This window comes from Curtobacterium sp. MCPF17_018 (assembly GCF_003234135.1).
In the GTDB taxonomy this organism is placed as follows: Bacteria; Actinomycetota; Actinomycetes; order Actinomycetales; family Microbacteriaceae; genus Curtobacterium; species Curtobacterium flaccumfaciens.
Genome location: NZ_QKSJ01000022.1, coordinates 1 through 16,135 on the forward strand (window position 1 = coordinate 1; position 16,135 = coordinate 16,135).

General features: G+C 71.1%; 12 protein-coding genes. 9 read left to right on the forward strand and 3 right to left on the reverse strand.

Translation table 11 applies throughout. The features are described 5' to 3' along the window. The first annotated feature begins 80 nt into the window (after positions 1-80). The 9 genes from DEJ27_RS16815 to DEJ27_RS16850 all read left to right on the forward strand — a co-directional run bounded on the left by DEJ27_RS16815 (position 81) and on the right by DEJ27_RS16850 (position 9,461). A complete protein-coding gene (locus DEJ27_RS16815; RefSeq protein WP_071405490.1) occupies positions 81-1,085 on the forward strand; it encodes an aldo/keto reductase family protein in 1,005 nt (334 codons plus the stop codon). 190 nt (positions 1,086-1,275) lie between these two features. Continuing rightward, entirely contained in the window at positions 1,276-1,800 is a 525-nt protein-coding gene (locus tag DEJ27_RS16820; RefSeq protein ID WP_110862892.1) for a GtrA family protein, read from the forward strand. Then, complete coding sequence (locus DEJ27_RS16825; RefSeq protein ID WP_110862891.1) at positions 1,797-3,374, forward strand: glycosyltransferase; 1,578 nt, start codon at positions 1,797-1,799, stop codon at positions 3,372-3,374. The genes DEJ27_RS16820 and DEJ27_RS16825 overlap by 4 nt, the downstream gene beginning before the upstream one ends. Beyond that, positions 3,371-5,359 carry a glycosyltransferase family 39 protein gene (locus tag DEJ27_RS16830; RefSeq protein ID WP_110862890.1) on the forward strand — a complete coding sequence of 663 codons (1,989 nt, stop codon included), beginning with the start codon at positions 3,371-3,373 and terminating at the stop codon, positions 5,357-5,359. Before DEJ27_RS16825 ends, DEJ27_RS16830 begins: the two co-directional genes overlap by 4 nt. Then, positions 5,356-5,844 carry a hypothetical protein gene (locus DEJ27_RS17570; RefSeq protein WP_146244715.1) on the forward strand — a complete coding sequence of 163 codons (489 nt, stop codon included), beginning with the start codon at positions 5,356-5,358 and terminating at the stop codon, positions 5,842-5,844. The genes DEJ27_RS16830 and DEJ27_RS17570 overlap by 4 nt, the downstream gene beginning before the upstream one ends. After that, positions 5,841-6,665, forward strand: coding sequence for a DUF4397 domain-containing protein (locus DEJ27_RS16835; RefSeq protein ID WP_110862889.1), 825 nt, complete (start codon positions 5,841-5,843; stop codon positions 6,663-6,665). The genes DEJ27_RS17570 and DEJ27_RS16835 overlap by 4 nt, the downstream gene beginning before the upstream one ends. Before the next feature lie 100 nt (positions 6,666-6,765). Continuing rightward, positions 6,766-7,920 (forward strand): glycosyl hydrolase family 8, encoded by a 1,155-nt coding sequence (locus tag DEJ27_RS16840; protein ID WP_111091500.1) that lies wholly within the window; start codon positions 6,766-6,768, stop codon positions 7,918-7,920. Between the two features lie 62 nt (positions 7,921-7,982). Continuing rightward, positions 7,983-8,621, forward strand: a complete 639-nt coding sequence (locus tag DEJ27_RS17880) for a class F sortase (RefSeq protein ID WP_181420202.1) — start codon at positions 7,983-7,985, stop codon at positions 8,619-8,621. Between the two features lie 45 nt (positions 8,622-8,666). Then, a complete protein-coding gene (locus DEJ27_RS16850; protein WP_110862886.1) occupies positions 8,667-9,461 on the forward strand; it encodes a polyprenol monophosphomannose synthase in 795 nt (264 codons plus the stop codon). A gap of 95 nt (positions 9,462-9,556) precedes the next feature. Here the strand turns inward: DEJ27_RS16850 and treZ are convergent, their stop codons facing one another. The 3 genes from treZ to glgX are packed head-to-tail and all read right to left on the reverse strand — an operon-like array spanning position 9,557 to position 16,037. After that, complete coding sequence (gene treZ, locus DEJ27_RS16855) at positions 9,557-11,311, reverse strand: malto-oligosyltrehalose trehalohydrolase (RefSeq protein ID WP_110862885.1); 1,755 nt, start codon at positions 11,309-11,311, stop codon at positions 9,557-9,559. After that, positions 11,308-13,809, reverse strand: coding sequence for a malto-oligosyltrehalose synthase (treY, locus tag DEJ27_RS16860; protein ID WP_110862884.1), 2,502 nt, complete (start codon positions 13,807-13,809; stop codon positions 11,308-11,310). Before treY ends, treZ begins: the two co-directional genes overlap by 4 nt. Then, on the reverse strand, positions 13,806-16,037 hold the full coding sequence (gene glgX / locus DEJ27_RS16865) for a glycogen debranching protein GlgX (protein WP_110862883.1): 2,232 nt from the start codon (positions 16,035-16,037) through the stop codon (positions 13,806-13,808). The genes treY and glgX overlap by 4 nt, the downstream gene beginning before the upstream one ends. Between the last annotated feature and the right edge of the window lie 98 nt (positions 16,038-16,135).

Below are 16,135 nucleotides of genomic sequence, written 5' to 3' on the forward strand. Positions count from 1 at the left end.
CACCCCGCGCCCGCACCCCCACCCCGACAGGCACTCGCGGGACCCCTCACGTGCGCGCTCACTCCAGTAGCGTCGGGACCATGGAATTCAGGTACCTGGGCAACTCCGGACTCAAGATCTCCGAGATCACCTACGGCAACTGGCTGACGCACGGCTCGCAGGTCGAGAACGACGTCGCCACCCAGTGCGTGCGGGCAGCGCTGGACGCCGGCATCACCACGTTCGACACCGCGGACACGTACGCCAACACCGCCGCTGAGACCGTCCTCGGTGAGGCGCTCAAGGGCGAGCGGCGCCAGTCCCTCGAGGTCTTCACGAAGGTCTACTGGCCGACCGGCCCGAAGGGGCACAACGACGTCGGTCTCAGCCGCAAGCACATCATGGAGTCGATCGACGGCTCGCTCGAGCGACTGCAGACCGACTACGTCGACCTCTACCAGGCACACCGCTACGACTACGAGACCCCCCTCGAAGAGACGATGCAGGCCTTCGCCGACGTCGTCCGCCAGGGCAAGGCGCTCTACATCGGCGTCAGCGAGTGGTCGGCCGAGCAGATCCGTGCCGGTGCCGCGCTGGCCAAGGAGCTCGGCTTCCAGCTCATCTCGAACCAGCCGCAGTACTCGATGCTGTGGCGGGTCATCGAGGGCGAGGTCGTCCCCGCTTCGAAGCAGCTCGGCCTGTCGCAGATCGTCTGGTCGCCCATCGCGCAGGGCGTCCTGACCGGCAAGTACAAGCCGGGTCAGCCCCTGCCCGAGGGTTCGCGTGCCACGGACGAGAAGGGCGGCGCGGACATGATCAAGCGGTTCATGCGCGACGAGGTCCTCGAAGCCGTGCAGCGCCTGCAGCCCGTCGCCGACCAGGCCGGCCTCACGCTGGCGCAGCTCGCCATCGCGTGGACCCTGCAGAACGAGAACGTCGCCTCGGCGATCGTCGGCGCCTCGCGTCCGCAGCAGGTCACCGACAACGTCAAGGCCGCCGGCGTGAAGCTCGACGCGGACGCCCTCGCGGCGATCGACGAGGCACTCGGCGACATCCCGGAACGGGACGCGTCCAAGAACGTGTCCCCGTCGTCGCGCCCCGCGTAGACGCAACCGACCGACGGACGGGAGGCCCGGTGCCAGCTGGCACCGGGCCTCCCGTCCGTCGTCCGCGCGCCTCTGCCCACCGCAGCTGACGGATGGTCAACATGAACGGCATGTGTCGCGCCTCTGGCAGGCGCCTGGCAAAGCGCGTACCCCACCCAAACCACCCGGGGAAGCCCCCCGAATCGGGGGCATGACCCGAACTGATACCCCCGTTCTGGTGTCACCCGACACCGGTGCGGTGCGGACCGTGCGCCCCGGCACGATCCCGCGCCTGCTCGCCACCGCGAGGCAACTCGCGTCGTTCGGCACCATCGGTGCCGTCTGCTTCGTCATCGACCTGGGCGTCTACAACCTGCTCCGCGCCACCGTCATGCCGGACGGTCCCATCGCCGCGAAGATCGTGTCGGCCGTCGTGGCGACCTCGGTCGCGTGGATCGGCAACCGCTTCATCACCTTCCGCGCCCAGCGCCAGACCGGCCGCCGCGAGACCGTCCGCGAGGGGTTGCTCTTCGCTGCCACGAACCTCGTCGGCCTCGGCATCGCCGCCGCCTGCCTGTTCGTCTCGCACTACGTCCTCGGCTTCACGTCCACCCTCGCCGACAACGTCGCCGGCAACGGCGTCGGCCTCGTCCTCGGCACCGCGTTCCGGTTCGCCGCGTACAAGGCCCTCGTCTTCCGGTCCACCGACACACGTCCGAAGGGGTTCCCCGAATGACCATCTCAGCCGTGTTGCTGACGGCCGCAGGGCCGCTGCTCCGACCCGACGACGACAGCGGGACGACGGGGGACGTCCCGAACCGCGGGACCACGGACGTGCCGACGGGAGGCTCGGGGCAGCTCCCACAGGCCGCCTGGTCGCTGGGCGAGTGGCTCGGCTACTCGACCCTCATCGCCCTGTCCGTGCTGCTCACGATCATCGCGTTGACCACCCTCTGGTGGATGCTGCACGCCTGGCGCTCCCGGGACGCGCTGAAGTCCACCAGCTTCAGCCAGACCCCGCGACCGGCGGCGCACCGGTTCACGCTCCTGGTGCCCGGTCGGCACGAGCAGGACGTGATGGGGCAGACGCTCGACATGCTCGCGACCCAGGACCACCCCGACTTCGAGATCATCGCGATCGTCGGGGAGGACGACCCGGAGACCGACGCCGTCGTGCGTGCTGCGGCGGCTCGGCACCCCTCCCTGATCAAGGTCGTGGTGGACGACACCCTGCCGAAGAACAAGCCGAAGGCGATGAACCTGGCGCTCCAGCACGCGACGGGCGACATCGTCGGGGTGTTCGACGCCGAGGACGAGGTCTACCCGCGGCTGCTCTCCCTCGTCGACTCGCGGTTCCAGGAGACCGACGCCGACGTGGTGCAGGGCGGCGTCCAGCTGATGAACTTCAAGTCGAGCTGGTGGTCGCTCCGGAACGTCCTGGAGTACTACTTCTGGTTCCGCTCGCGCCTGCACTTCCACGCTGGGTCCAAGTTCATCCCGCTCGGGGGCAACACCGTCTTCGTGACGCGCTCCCGCCTGGAGTGGTCGAACGGCTGGGACACGCACTGCCTCGCCGAGGACTGCGAACTCGGCGTGCGACTCTCCGCCGACGGCGCGAAGGTCGTCGTCGCCTACAGCCCCGAGGCCGTCACCCGCGAGGAGACCCCGCCGACCTTCGCCTCGCTGCTCAAGCAGCGCACGCGGTGGAACCAGGGCTTCCTGCAGGTGCTGGGCAAGGGGGAGTGGAAGAAGCTGCCGTCGTTCCGGCAGCGGTTCTTCGCCCGCTACATGCTCACGATGCCGTTCATCCAGGCGGCCACCGGGCTGCTCATCCCGCTGAGCGTCCTGATGATCCTGTTCGTCAAGGTGCCGACGGCGATCGCCCTCGTGTCGTTCGTGCCGGTGGCACCGACGCTCATGCTGCTCGCCGTGGAGATCGTCGGGCTGAACGAGTTCGGCCGACTGTACGGCGAGAAGGTCCGGCTCCGCGACTACGTGCGGCTCGTGCTCGGCCTGGTGCCGTACCAGGTGTTCCTCGCCGCCGCGGCGGTCCGGGCAGTCGTCCGGCACGCCAAGGGCCAGAACGGGTGGGAGAAGACCGAGCACACCGGCCAGCACCGCAGCGGACAGGTGGTCGGCTTCGCCTCGGACCTGGACGGATCGGGCGCAGCGTCGTCCGCGGGTGCCGGATCGGGCGCAGCGTCGTCCGCGGGTGCCGGATCGGGCGCAGCGTCGTCCGCGGGTGCCGGATCGGGCGCAGCCTCGTCCGACCGTGAGTTCGCCGGCACCACCACGGGAGGCACCCGATGACCGCCAGCATCACCGACACCACGGGCATCCCGATCCGTGGTGGCACCACCGCACACCGGGCCGGTGTCGGGGCGTGGTTCCGCCGGCACGCAGCCAGCCTGACGTGGTTGCTGCCCGTCGTCGCGGTGACCGTGCTCATCCAGGCCTGGAACATGTCGGGCACACCGCAGCGCATCGACGACGAGGGGACCTACACCGCACAGGCGTGGGCGATCACGAACCTCGGCGAGCTCACCCACTACACGTACTGGTACGACCACCCGCCGCTCGGATGGATCCAGATCGCCGGGTACACCGGGTTGACCGGGGCGTTCGCGCGGTACCCCTTCGCGGTGGAGGCCGGGCGCGAGGCCATGGTGTTCTTCTCCGCCGTCTCGAGCATCCTGCTGTTCGTCCTGGCCCGACGTCTCGGCGCCGGACGGATCACGGCAGCCGCGGCCGGACTCGTCTTCGCGCTGTCACCGCTCGCGCTGCAGTACCACCGCACGGTGTACATCGACAACGTCGCGACGCCGTGGCTGCTGGCCGCGTTCGTCCTCGTGCTGAGCCGTCGCCAGCAGCTCGCCGGGTTCGCCGGCGCTGCTGCGTGCCTCGGCATCGCCGTGCTGTCCAAGGAGACCTACCTGCTCGCGCTGCCGTTCCTGATCTGGATGGCCGTACGTCGCGCCGACACGAGCACCCGCCGGTACACGCTCAGCGTCGCCGGGGCCGTGCTCGTGCTGATCGGCGGCGGGTACCTGCTGCTCGCCGCGGTGAAGGGTGAACTCGTGCCGGGCAACGGGCGAGTCAGCCTGTGGGAAGGCGTCACCTACCAGCTCGGGTCGCGGACCGCTTCCGGATCAGTGTTCGACGGGGGCAGCCTGGCGAACGAGGCCGCCGCGCAGTGGTGGGCGCTCGACCCGGTGTTCATCGTGCTCGGCTCGGCCGCGGCCGTCGTGGGGCTGGCCCTGCGCCGGGTCCGACCGATCGCCGCGATGCTCGTGTTCCTGCTCGCGGTGATGTTCCGGCCGAACGGGTACCTGCCGGTGCCCTACGTCATCATGCTCATCCCGTTCGCAGCGCTCCTCGTCGCGTACACCGTCGAGCGTGCCGTCCTGACGATCGCCGGTCGAGTCCACATCCGGGGCCGGTTCGGCCCGAGGGCAGGGCGCGGCCTCGGCATCACCTGGGCCGTCGTGACGGCTGCGGCGCTCGTCGTCGCGGTGCCGCTGTGGGGGACGCAGCTGCGGGGTTTCCTGCTCGGCAACCTCGACCTGCCCATGCAGCAGGCCGAGCAGTGGGTGGGCGACAACGTGCCGAAGTCCTCGCGTCTGCTGGTCGACGACGCCATGTGGGTCGACCTCGTGGACGACGGCTTCGCCCGGAACAACGTCGTCTGGTACTACAAGCTCGACACCGACGGAGCGGTGGAACGGCAGTCCCCGAACGGCTGGAAGGACTCGGACTACGTCATCACGACGGACTCCATGCGCACCGGCGGCAACTCGTCCACCGACGTGTGGCAGGCGATCGAGAACTCCACGGCCGTCGCGACCTTCGGCACCGGTGACCAGCAGGTCGAGGTCCGCCGGATCCACGCCGAGGGAGCCAGTGCCGCCGAGACCGCGATCACCCGGGCCACCGACGTACGGAAGACCCTGGGGACCGAGCTCGCCTCGAACCCGGCTCTGCGTGCGGACGACGGCACGAAGTCGCAGTTCCGCGCCGGACAGGTCGACTCGCGGGCGATGATCGCGCTCGGACAGGTGCTCGCCGACCAGGACGTGCGGGTCGACCGGTTCACCCCGCGCACCGGGGAGACCGGCCAGCCGTTCCGCACCGTCGTCCTGCACACGAGTGACGACGCCTCGGCAGCCCGGGTCGCTCGGACCTTCGACGCCATGTCCCAGGCGTTCCGGCCGGACTCGGTCGAGCGCGAGGGAGCACGGCTCACGGTGACGTACGCCCCGGCCGACCCGACGACGACCGCGACGAGCGCCTCGTGACCCCCGATCGCCCGGCCGCGCTGGCCGAGCGGGCGCTGGCCGAGCGGGCGCTGGCCGAGCGGGCGCTGGCCGCGCTGACGTCCCGCGAGCGGGCGTTCCGCGAGCGGGCGAAATGCCCGGAGGGCTCCGGCGCTGACCCGGGCATTCCGCCCGCTCGCCGGATCGGCCGCGGAACCGTTCACCGCGAACGCGTCGGGGCGGAACACCCGCTGCACGAGCGGGCGAAATGCCCGGAGGGCTCCGGCGCTGACCCGGGCATTCCGCCCGCTCGCCGGATCGGCCGCGGAACCGTTCACCGCGAACGCGTCGGGGCGGAACACCCGCTGCACGAGCGGGCGAAATGCCCGGAGGGCTCCGGCGCTGACCCGGGCATTCCGCCCGCTCGCCCGCTCGCCCGGCGGCCTGGACGACAACCCCACGAACCACCCCTCGACACGACGACCGCACCGCCAACCGCACCTCGACCCGAAGGAGCACCATCATGACCGCACGCACCACGAACCGCCGCCGCACCGTCGTCGTCGGAGCGCTCGCCGCCACACTCGTCGCCGCGACGGTCGGCCTCGCAGCCCCGCAGAACGCCTCCGCCGCGACGACCGAGCAGGGCTGGCTCCGCGTCGGACACCTGTCGCCGGACACGAAGGGCGTCGACGTCGAACTGTCCAGCCTCGCGGGGGGCAAGACCGTCTTCGAACTCGACGACGTCACCTACGGCCAGGTCAGCCCGTACGAGAAGCTGCCGGTCGGCACCTACGTCCTGTCGATGCGCGCCGCCGACGCGCCGGGTTCCACCCCGGTCATCTCCACCGACGTCACCGTGCAGGAGGGCGACGCCAGCACCGTCGTCGCCTACGGCAAGAACGACGGGCTGAAGACGACCGCGTTCACCGACGATCTGCAGCAGCCGGGCGACGGCAAGGCGAAGCTCCGGCTCGTGCAGGCCGCCACCACCGCGAAGCGCGTCGACGTGCAGACCTCCGACGGCATCGCGATCGCCGAGGACGCCACCTTCGGCACCGCCACCGAGTACGCAACGGTCGACGCCGGCAAGTGGTCGCTCGACGTCTCCGGCAGCGGACAGCGTGGTACCGCCGAGGTCGACCTCGCCGGCAACACGGTCTCGACCCTGTTCGTCCTCGACGACAGCGAGGGCAACCTGACGGTCGTGCCCGTGACGGACGCCGCGGCGACCGCCGCAACCCCGTCCGGCGGTGTGCAGACCGGCGGTGGCGGCGCAGCCGCTGACCGGCCGGTGACCGAGGCGGTCCACGCGGTCGTCGCGATGCTCCGCTCGCTGTTCCGCTGACGCCCCGGACTGGAGGCGCGGATCACGGGCGCTGAACGGCCCACGTGGTCCGCGCCTCCCCTTCGACCCCACCCCACCATCCCCGGAGAGGCAGGCCAGCATGACCCGCAGGACCTGGATACCGGTCGCCGCCGCGGCGGCCGTCATCGTCGCCATCGTGGTCGCGGTCGTCGCGGTCCGCCCCTGGTCGTCGAGCACCATGACCGCCGCTCGCGGCACGGCGACCCCGACCTCGACCACCGCACCCGACGCGGCGCGCTCGCCGCAGCAGCTGCGGTCGGCGTTCCCGGACCGCTACGTCGAGGGCGGTCGCGTCGTCCGCACCGACCAGGGCGGTGACACCGTCAGCGAGGGGCAGGCGTACGGCTTGCTCATCGCCTACGCCAACGACGACCGTGCGCGCTTCGACGCGATCTGGCAGTGGACGAAGGACCACATGCTCACCGACGACGACCTGCTGGCGTGGCGGTGGACGTCCGACGAGGGCGTCGCCGACGAGCAGTCCGCGAGCGATGCCGACCTCGACGCCGCCCGGGCCCTCGTGCTCGCGGGGAAGGCCTGGGACGACGACCGGTACACCGCCGCGGGCAAGCGCATCGCGGCGGCGATCCTCGAGCACGAGACGGCCCGGACGGACCTCGGTACGATCCTGCTGCCCGGACCGTGGGCGGATCAGGAGCCCTACCGGTACAACGCCTCGTACGCCTCGCCCGCGGCCTTCTCGGTGCTGGCGGACGCCACCGGGGACGACCGCTGGAACGCGCTGAACCGGGGTTCGCGCGCCGTGACGGCCGCCGTGCTCGACGCCTCCGACCTGCCCAGCGACTGGTCCCAGGTGCACGCCGACGGATCGGTGGACCCGATGCCGGCCGTCGGTGGGGACGGGCGCGTGCTCTACGGGTACGACGCGATGCGGACGCCGCTCCGGTACGCCGAGGCGTGTTCGGCGCCCGACCGGGAGCTCGCGGCGGCGCTCGCACCCACGCTCGGACGGACGACGCGGCTCGCCTCGCAGCTCGACCTCGGTGGCACCCCGGTGACACGGGACACGAACGCGCTGGCCTACACCGCGCGGGCCGCGGCCGAGCAGGCCGCCGGTTCCTCCCGTGCGGCTGCCGACGACCTCGAGCGGGCCGACCGGACTGCGGCGACCACTCCGACCTACTACGGGGACGCCTGGTTGGCCATCGGTTCGACCATGCTGACCTCCGACGTGCTCGGAGGCTGTGCCAGCGACGTGGGAGGCGGCTCGTGAGCGGCCGTCGGAGCGCCGGGCGCGTCTCGGCTGTCCGGAGCCGAGGCGTGGTGATCGGTGCCGTGGTCACCGCAGTCGTGGTGGTCGGGGGCGTGGCCGGGGTGGCGGTCGCGTCGACGGTGGGCGGCGGAGCGGAGGAGCGCGGCGCGTCGTCCTCGTCCGCGTCCCCGTCGTCCTCCTCGTCGTCCTCTTCGTCGGCCTCGGGTTCCGGCACCGACGGGTTCCAGGACCCAGCCGCGCCCGAGGCCCGCTCGACGGCCACCCCGGTCAGTGTGTCGATCCCGGCCATCGGCGTGCGGTCCTCGCTCGAGGACCTGCACCGCGGCGCTGCCGGAGAACTCGACCCGCCCGTCGACTGGGACAGCGCGGGCTGGTTCAGCGACGGGATCGTCCCCGGCGAGGTCGGCCCCGCCGTCATCGCCGGTCACGTCGACAGCCCCACGAGCGCCGCGGTGTTCTTCCGGCTCGACGAACTGGTCGCCGGCGACGAGGTCCACGTCCGGATGTCCGACGGCAGCACCCGCACCTTCATCGTCGACCGTGCCGAACGCGCCGCCAAGTCGGCGTTCCCGACGAGCGACGTCTACGGCCCCACCCCCACCCCGCAACTCCGACTCATCACCTGCGACGGCACGTTCGACACCGCCACCGGGCACTACACGGACAATCTGATCGTGTTCGCAGACCTCTCGTCGGATTGACCCACCAAGCCAGCGATACATTCGACCGAGAGCACGAGGAGCACCATGAGCGAGACCCTGGTCATCATCCCGACCTACGACGAAGCCGAGAACGTCCGGCCGATCGTCGAGCGCACGTTGGCCGCGACCGACGACTCCGTGCACGTGCTCGTCGTCGACGACAACTCGCCCGACGGCACCGGCGACATCGCGGACGCCATCGCCCGCGAGACCGACCGGGTGCACGTCATGCACCGCACCGTCAAGGACGGCCTGGGCGGCGCGTACCTGTCCGGGTTCGCGTGGGGTCTGGAACACGGCTACGCCAAGCTCGTCGAGATGGATGCCGACGGCTCCCACCACCCCGAGTACCTGCCCTGGATGCTCGAGCTCGCGGACTCGCACGACCTGGTGCTCGGCTCCCGGTGGATCAAGGGCGGCAAGGTCGAGAACTGGCCCTGGTACCGGCTCCTGCTCTCCCGCGGCGGCAACCTGTACACGCGTCTCGCCCTGGGCATCGCGGTGCGCGACGCCACCGGCGGCTTCCGGGTCTTCACCTCGCGGGCGTTCGAGCGGATCGACCTCGCCGGTGTGGCGTCGAAGGGGTACTGCTTCCAGGTGGACCTGTGCTGGCGCTCCCTCGAGGCGGGTCTGCGGGTCGTGGAGACGCCGATCACCTTCACCGAGCGGGAGTTCGGTGTCTCGAAGATGAGCGGCAACATCGTCCGCGAGAGCCTGGCGCTCGTGACGAAGTGGGGCATCGACCGCCGCATCCGCGAGACCCGTTCGCTCGTGAAGGACCACCGCAAGCTGCCCTCCGTGCGGAAGAACGCGCACGCGGTCTCCGACCACGCCGCCTGAGGCCGCGGAGACACGAACGCACGAACGGCGACGGACCCGGTGGGTTCGTCGCCGTTCGTGCGTGCGGAACTGCGGCTCGCGCAGCACGCGGGTGGCTAGCGCAGCACGACCACGCCGCGGCCGCGGAACCGGACGACGCCGGCATCCACCTCGGTCGCGCCGAAGCCGTAGAGCTCCTCGCCCACGGCGTCGGGCACCGGGACCTCGGCTGCGTCGTCGGCGAGGTTCACCACGACGTGCACCGGTGCCACGTCGGGGCCGAGCAGCCCGCGGGTCAGCACCAGCCAACGACGGTCCTCGCTGAAGCGGACGGCGTTCGCCTCGTAGCGGTGGTCGACGAACGCCTGGTCGGTGCGCCGCAGGGCGATGAGCACCCGGTAGGCACGCAGGATCGCCGCACCGCGCTCCGAGCTGACGTCGGCCCAGTCGAGCTTGGAGTTGGTGAACGTCGTCGGGTCCTGCGGATCCGGCACCGCTGACTCGTCCCACCCGTGCTCGGCGAACTCGGCGATGCGCCCCTCGGCGGTCGCCTTGCCGAGCTCGGGTTCCGGGTGCGAGGTGAAGAACTGCCACGGCGTCGAGGCCGCGAACTCCTCGCCCATGAACAGCATCGGCGTGAACGGCCCGAGCAGTGTCAGGGCCGCGGCGATCACGAGCCCCTCGTCGTCGAGCGTCGCGGCGAGCCGGTCGCCGGCGGCGCGGTTGCCGATCTGGTCGTGGTTCTGGTTCGCGACGACCAGGGCCGTCGCGGGGGAGGTCCCGCGGTCGATCGGCCGACCGTGCCGCTTGCCGCGGAACGACGACCACGTGCCGTCGTGGAAGAAACCGTCCTCGAGCACCTTCGCCAGCGCCGACAGCGGAGCGAAGTCGGCGTAGTAGCCGTTCGTCTCACCGGTGAGCGCCACGTGCACGGCGTGGTGGAAGTCGTCCGACCACTGCCCCGCGAGGCCGTACCCGGCGGCCTCGCGGGGCCGGAACATCACCGGGTCGTTGAGGTCGGACTCCGCGATGAGCGACAGCGGACGACCGATGAACGACGAGTAGGCGTCGGTCTCGTCGGCCATCGATGCCAACACGTGCGGGCGGGTGGTGTCGCGGATCGCGTGCACGGCGTCGAGCCGGAGCCCGTCGACGTGGTGGTCGCGGAACCACATGCGCACGTTGTCGAGCACGTACCGGCGGACCTCGGGGTGCTCGACGTTCACCGAGTCACCCCAGGTGTTGCCGAGCCCGGCCAGCAGGTACGGGCCGTAGAGCGGCAGGTAGTTGCCGCTCGGGCCGAGGTGGTTGTAGACGACGTCCTGGATGACCCCGAGCCCCAGCGCGTGTGCGGTGTCGACGAACCGGTCGTAGGCGTCCGGGCCGCCGTACGGGGCGTGCACGGAGAACCAGCCGACCCCGTCGTAGCCCCAGTTCCACTCGCCGTTGACGGCGTTGACGGGGAGCAGCTCGACGAACTCGACCCCGAGCTCGACCAGGTGGTCCAGCTTCTGGGCAGCGGCGTCGAGCGTGCCCTCGGGTGTGTAGGTGCCGATGTGCATCTCGTAGATGACGGCGCCGCGGGCCGGGCGTCCGGTCCACGACTCGTCGGTCCACGCGAACCGTGCGGGGTCGACGACCTCGGACGGGCCGTGCACGCCCTCGGGCTGGTACCGGCTGCGCGGGTCCGGTCGGACCGCGTCGTCGTCGCCGATGCGGAACCCGTACCGGGCGCCGACGACCGGCATCACGGCGTCGGTGGACCACCAGTCGTCGTCGCCCTTGGTGAGCGGGTACTCGACGTCGTCGACGACGAGCCGGACCCGGTCCGGCTCGGGCGCCCAGACGGCGTAACGGTCAGGTGCGGTCATGCGTGACCCTCCAGGATGTCGATCTCGGCCTGCGCGTCGTTCTCGGTGGCGTCCGTCGTGCGGTCAGCGGCGGGCCGGGAGGCGCCGCTCGCGTCGGACACGGCGGGCACCGCGTCGGCGTGGCCGGCTGCACCGACTGCGTCGGCGGGCACGAGCAGCGCGACCGGGTAGGTGGTGAGCAGGTCGGCCAACGCGATCCCGCGGTCGGCGGGGACGCGTCGGCCGGTGAGCAGGTCGATGCGCTCGACGGGGACGGCGTGCACCAGCGTGTCGCCCCAACCGCCGACCCGGCCGAGACCGATCGGCAGACGCGTCGCGATCGTCACGGCACCGCCGCGGTCGAACGCGATGACGTGGTCGGCCGCGCTGCCGGTGGCCTCGAGCTCCAGGTACCGGGTGAACAGCTCCGGGTGGTCCCGACGGATGCGCAGTGCGCGGGTCGTGACCAGGAGCTTCGCGGCGCCGTCGATGCCGATGGCCGGCAGGTCCTCGGGGCCGTCGTCGTCCGGGCCGTCGAGCTCGGCGAGCACGTGACGCCGCTCGGCGTAGTCGACCGGACGACGGTTGTCGGGGTCGACGAGCGAGCGGTCCCAGAACTCGGTGCCCTGGTAGACGTCGGGGACGCCCGGGGCGGTGAGCTGGACGAGCTTCTGGGCGAGACCGTTCGACCACCCGGCGGCGTCGATCTGCTCGTCGAGGGCGTCGAGCACGGCGACCACGTCCGGGTTGTCGAACGCGGCGTCGACGATCGCGTGCATCTGCTGCTCGAACGCCTCGTCGGGCTCGGTCCACGTGGTGCTGTCTCCGGCTTCGCGGGAGGCCTTCTCGGCGTACGCGTGCAGACGCTCGCGGCTCGCGGGCCGAGCGCCGACGATCGCCTGCCAGAGCAGGTCGGCGAACACGCGGTCCTGCAACGGCACGAGCGACTGCAGGCGCTCGAGCGTGGCGGCCCACTCGTCGCCGAGCTCGGCCAGCACCGCGATGCGCGCGCGGGTGTCCTCGCTGCGCTTCGTGTCGTGCGTGGTGAGCGTCGTCATGGTGTGCGGCCAGCTGCCGAGCCGTTCGCGCTGGGCCTGGTGGAAGTCCGCCACCGAGACCGCGAAGACGCTCGGGTCGCCGCCGACCTCGCTCAGGGACGACAGGCGCGAGGTGCGGTAGAACGCCGTGTCCTCGACGCCCTTCGCCATCACCATGCCGCTGGTCTGCTGCAGTCGGACCGCCGCGGCGTTCGTCGGGTCGACGAGTGCCGGTGCGATCCGGTCGATGACGTCGTCGAGGTCCGGGCGGGCCTCGGCGGCGCGCTCGAGCGCCGTGATGAGGTGGTGGGCGCCCTCGGGCAGGTACGTGCGGTACACGTCGAACGAGGCCACGATCTCGGCGACCGCGTCGACGATCCGCTCGTGCGTGATCGTCTCCGTCACGGCGCTCGGTGCGAGCAGGCGTGCGAGCCGCTCGACCTCGCTGCCGAGGATGCCGTCCGCGATGCCCCGTCGGGTGTCGTGCGTGAGCTGCTGCCAGTCGGTCGGTTCGGCCCCCGACGCCGCGGTCAGCGCCTGCTCACCCGCGGGGTCGACGAACACGCGGTCGAGCACCCCGAGGGCGTCGTACCCGGTGGTGCCGTCGACCGGCCACGAACTCGGCAGCTGCTCGCCGGGCTCGAGGATCTTCTCGACGAGGGTGTAGGCCCCGCCGGTCAGCTCCGCCAGGTCCTGCAGGTAGCCCGCCGGGTCGTACAGCCCGTCCGGGTGGTCGATGCGCAGGCCGTCGACGAGTCCGTCGCGGAACCAGCCGCCGATGACCCCGTGCGAGGCCGCGAAGACCTCGGGCTCCTCGACGCGGATCGCCGCGAGGGTGTTCACGGCGAAGAACCGGCGGTAGTTCAGGTCGTGGTCGGCGCGCTTCCAGTGCACGAACGCGTAGTGCTGGCGGGCGTGCACGGTCTCGACGGTGTCGCCGTCGTGCACCGTTCCGGGGGCGGTGGGGTAGGCGGTCTCGCCGACGCGCAGCACCGGACGCTCGGCGTCGGACGTGTCGAGCGTGACCGCGTCGAGCAGCCGGTCGTCGAGCACGGGGACGCGGACCTTGCCGTCGCCGGCTTCCCAGTCCACGTCGAAGGCCCAGGCCACGGGGGAGCCCTGCCCGAGTTCGAGCAGGGACCACCACCACGGGTTCGACTCGGGGGTCGCGACGCCGACGTGGTTCGGCACCACGTCGACGATGACCCCGAGGCCGACGGCGTGCGCGGCCTCTGCCAACGCCCGCATCGCCTGGTCGCCACCGCGGTCGGTGTCGACCCGCGTGTGGTCGACCACGTCGTAGCCGTGGTTCGACCCGGACTCGGCCTGCAGCACCGGCGACAGGTACAGCCAGTCGGCGCCGAGGTCGTGCACGTAGTCGACCAGGTCGCGGGCGGCGTCGAGGTCGAAGTCGGCCGAGACCTGCAGCCGGTAGGTCGACGCGGGGACGCGGTTCGCGGCGCCGGCCGTTCCGGCGGTCATCGGGTGGCTCGGCTCGGTGCGGTGGACCCGGCCGGGTTGGCCGGGGTGACGGTGTCCTGCGGGGCGTCCGGTCCGGGGGCGCCGTCCTGCTCGGCGTCGACCGGGGTGCTCGTGACCTCGTGGTCGGGCTCGGCACGCAGCACGATCATCGACCGGGCGGGGACGTCGAGCGGGGTACCCGCGTCGAGCACCTCGTCGCGGGCGCCGGGGTCGGCGGTGTCGATCCGGACGGTCCAGCCGGGGGAGTACTCCTCGGGTGGGAGCGTGAAGGTCACGACGTCGTCGTGGGCGTTGAAGTACGTGATGAAGCCGACGTCCGTGATGCGCTCACCGCGGGCGTCGCGACCTCGGATGCCCTCGCCGTTCAGGTACATGCCGACGCTCTTGCCGAAGCCGGAGTCCCAGTCCTCGGGGTCCATGGCGTCGCCCGAGGGGGTCAGCCACACCACGTCGGGCAGCGGCTCGCCCTCGCCACGTCGGACCGGACGGCCGTTGAAGTACCGGGTCCGGCGGAACGTGGGGTGGTCGTGCCGCAGCTTCACCACGTCGGCGGTGAACTGGATGAGGTCCTCGTCCGCACTGTCCCAGTCGATCCAGCTGAGCTCGGAGTCCTGCGCGTACACGTTGTTGTTGCCGGCCTGCGACCGGCCGAGCTCGTCGCCGTGCGCGATCATCGGCACACCCTGGCTCAGGAGCAGGGTCGCCAGGAAGTTCCGGCGACGCTGCAGCCGCAGGGCGTTCACCGCCTCGTCGTCGGTCGGGCCCTCGGCCCCGGAGTTCCACGACCGGTTGTGGCTCTCGCCGTCGTTGTTGTCCTCGCCGTTGGCCTCGTTGTGCTTCTCGTTGTAGGCCACCAGGTCGTACAGGGTGAAGCCGTCGTGCGCGGTGATGAAGTTGATGCTCGCCTTGGGGGTGCGGCCGTCGTGCTCGTACAGGTCGGCCGAGCCGGAGATCCGCGAGGCGAACTCGCCGAGCGTCGACGACTCGCCGCGCCAGAAGTCACGGACGGTGTCGCGGTACTTGCCGTTCCACTCGGACCACTGGGGCGGGAAGTTGCCGACCTGGTAGCCACCGGGGCCGACGTCCCACGGCTCGGCGATGAGCTTGACCTGCGACACGATCGGGTCCTGCTGCACCAGTTCGAAGAAGGCCGACAGCCGGTCGACCTCGTAGAACTCGCGGGCCAGTGCCGAGGCGAGGTCGAAGCGGAAGCCGTCGACGTGCATCTCGGTCACCCAGTAGCGGAGCGAGTCGAGGATGAGCTGCAGCGAGTGCGGGTGCCCGACGTTGAGCGAGTTCCCCGTGCCCGTGTAGTCCATGTAGAACTTCTTGTCGTCGTCGACCAGGCGGTAGTAGGCCGCGTTGTCGATGCCGCGGAACGACAGCGTCGGGCCGAGGTGGTTGCCCTCGGCGGTGTGGTTGTAGACGACGTCGAGGACGACCTCGATGCCGGCGCGGTGCAACTCGCGCACCATCGTCTTGAACTCCTGGACCTGCTGGCCCTGGTCGCCCGATGACGAGTACGCCGAGTGCGGCGCGAAGAAACCGATGGTGTTGTAGCCCCAGTAGTTCGACAGCCCCTTGTCCTGCAGGGTCGAGTCGTTCACGAACTGGTGCACCGGCATGAGCTCGAGCGTGGTGACGCCGAGGCGCTGCAGGTGCTCGATGACCGCCGGGTGGGCGACGCCGGCGTAGGTGCCGCGCTGCTCTTCCGGCACGTCGGGGTGGGTCTCGGTGAGTCCCTTGACGTGCGCTTCGTAGATGACGGTCTCGCCGTACGGCGTGCGCGGCGGACGGTCCCCCTGCCAGTCGAAGAAGGGGTTGATCACGACGCCCTTCATCATGTGCGACGCGGAGTCCTCGTCGTTGGTCGAGTCCGGGTCGCCGAACGTGTACGAGAAGAGCGACTGGTCCCAGTCGATCTCGCCGCTGGTCGCCTTGGCGTACGGGTCGAGCAGGAGCTTCGACGGGTTGCAGCGCGCGCCGTTCTCGGGGTCGTACGGGCCGTGGACCCGGAAGCCGTACTGCTGCCCGGGGCCGATGTTGGGGAGGTACGCGTGCCAGACGTAGGCGTCCACCTCGAGCAGGCGGACGCATTCTTCGTTGCCGTCGGAATCGAACAGACAGAGTTCGACGCGCTCGGCGACCTCGGAGAACAGCGCGAAGTTCGTGCCGCTCCCGTCGTAGGTCGCCCCGAGCGGGTACGGGTTTCCGGGCCAGGTGTGCAAACGGTCCTCCAGGTGTGGGTGCGGCCAACATATCGGCGGCGCTCGTCCGCGTCCGCAGACAAGCCCCAGCTGTGGATGCCCACTGCGCCCCGCGGCCT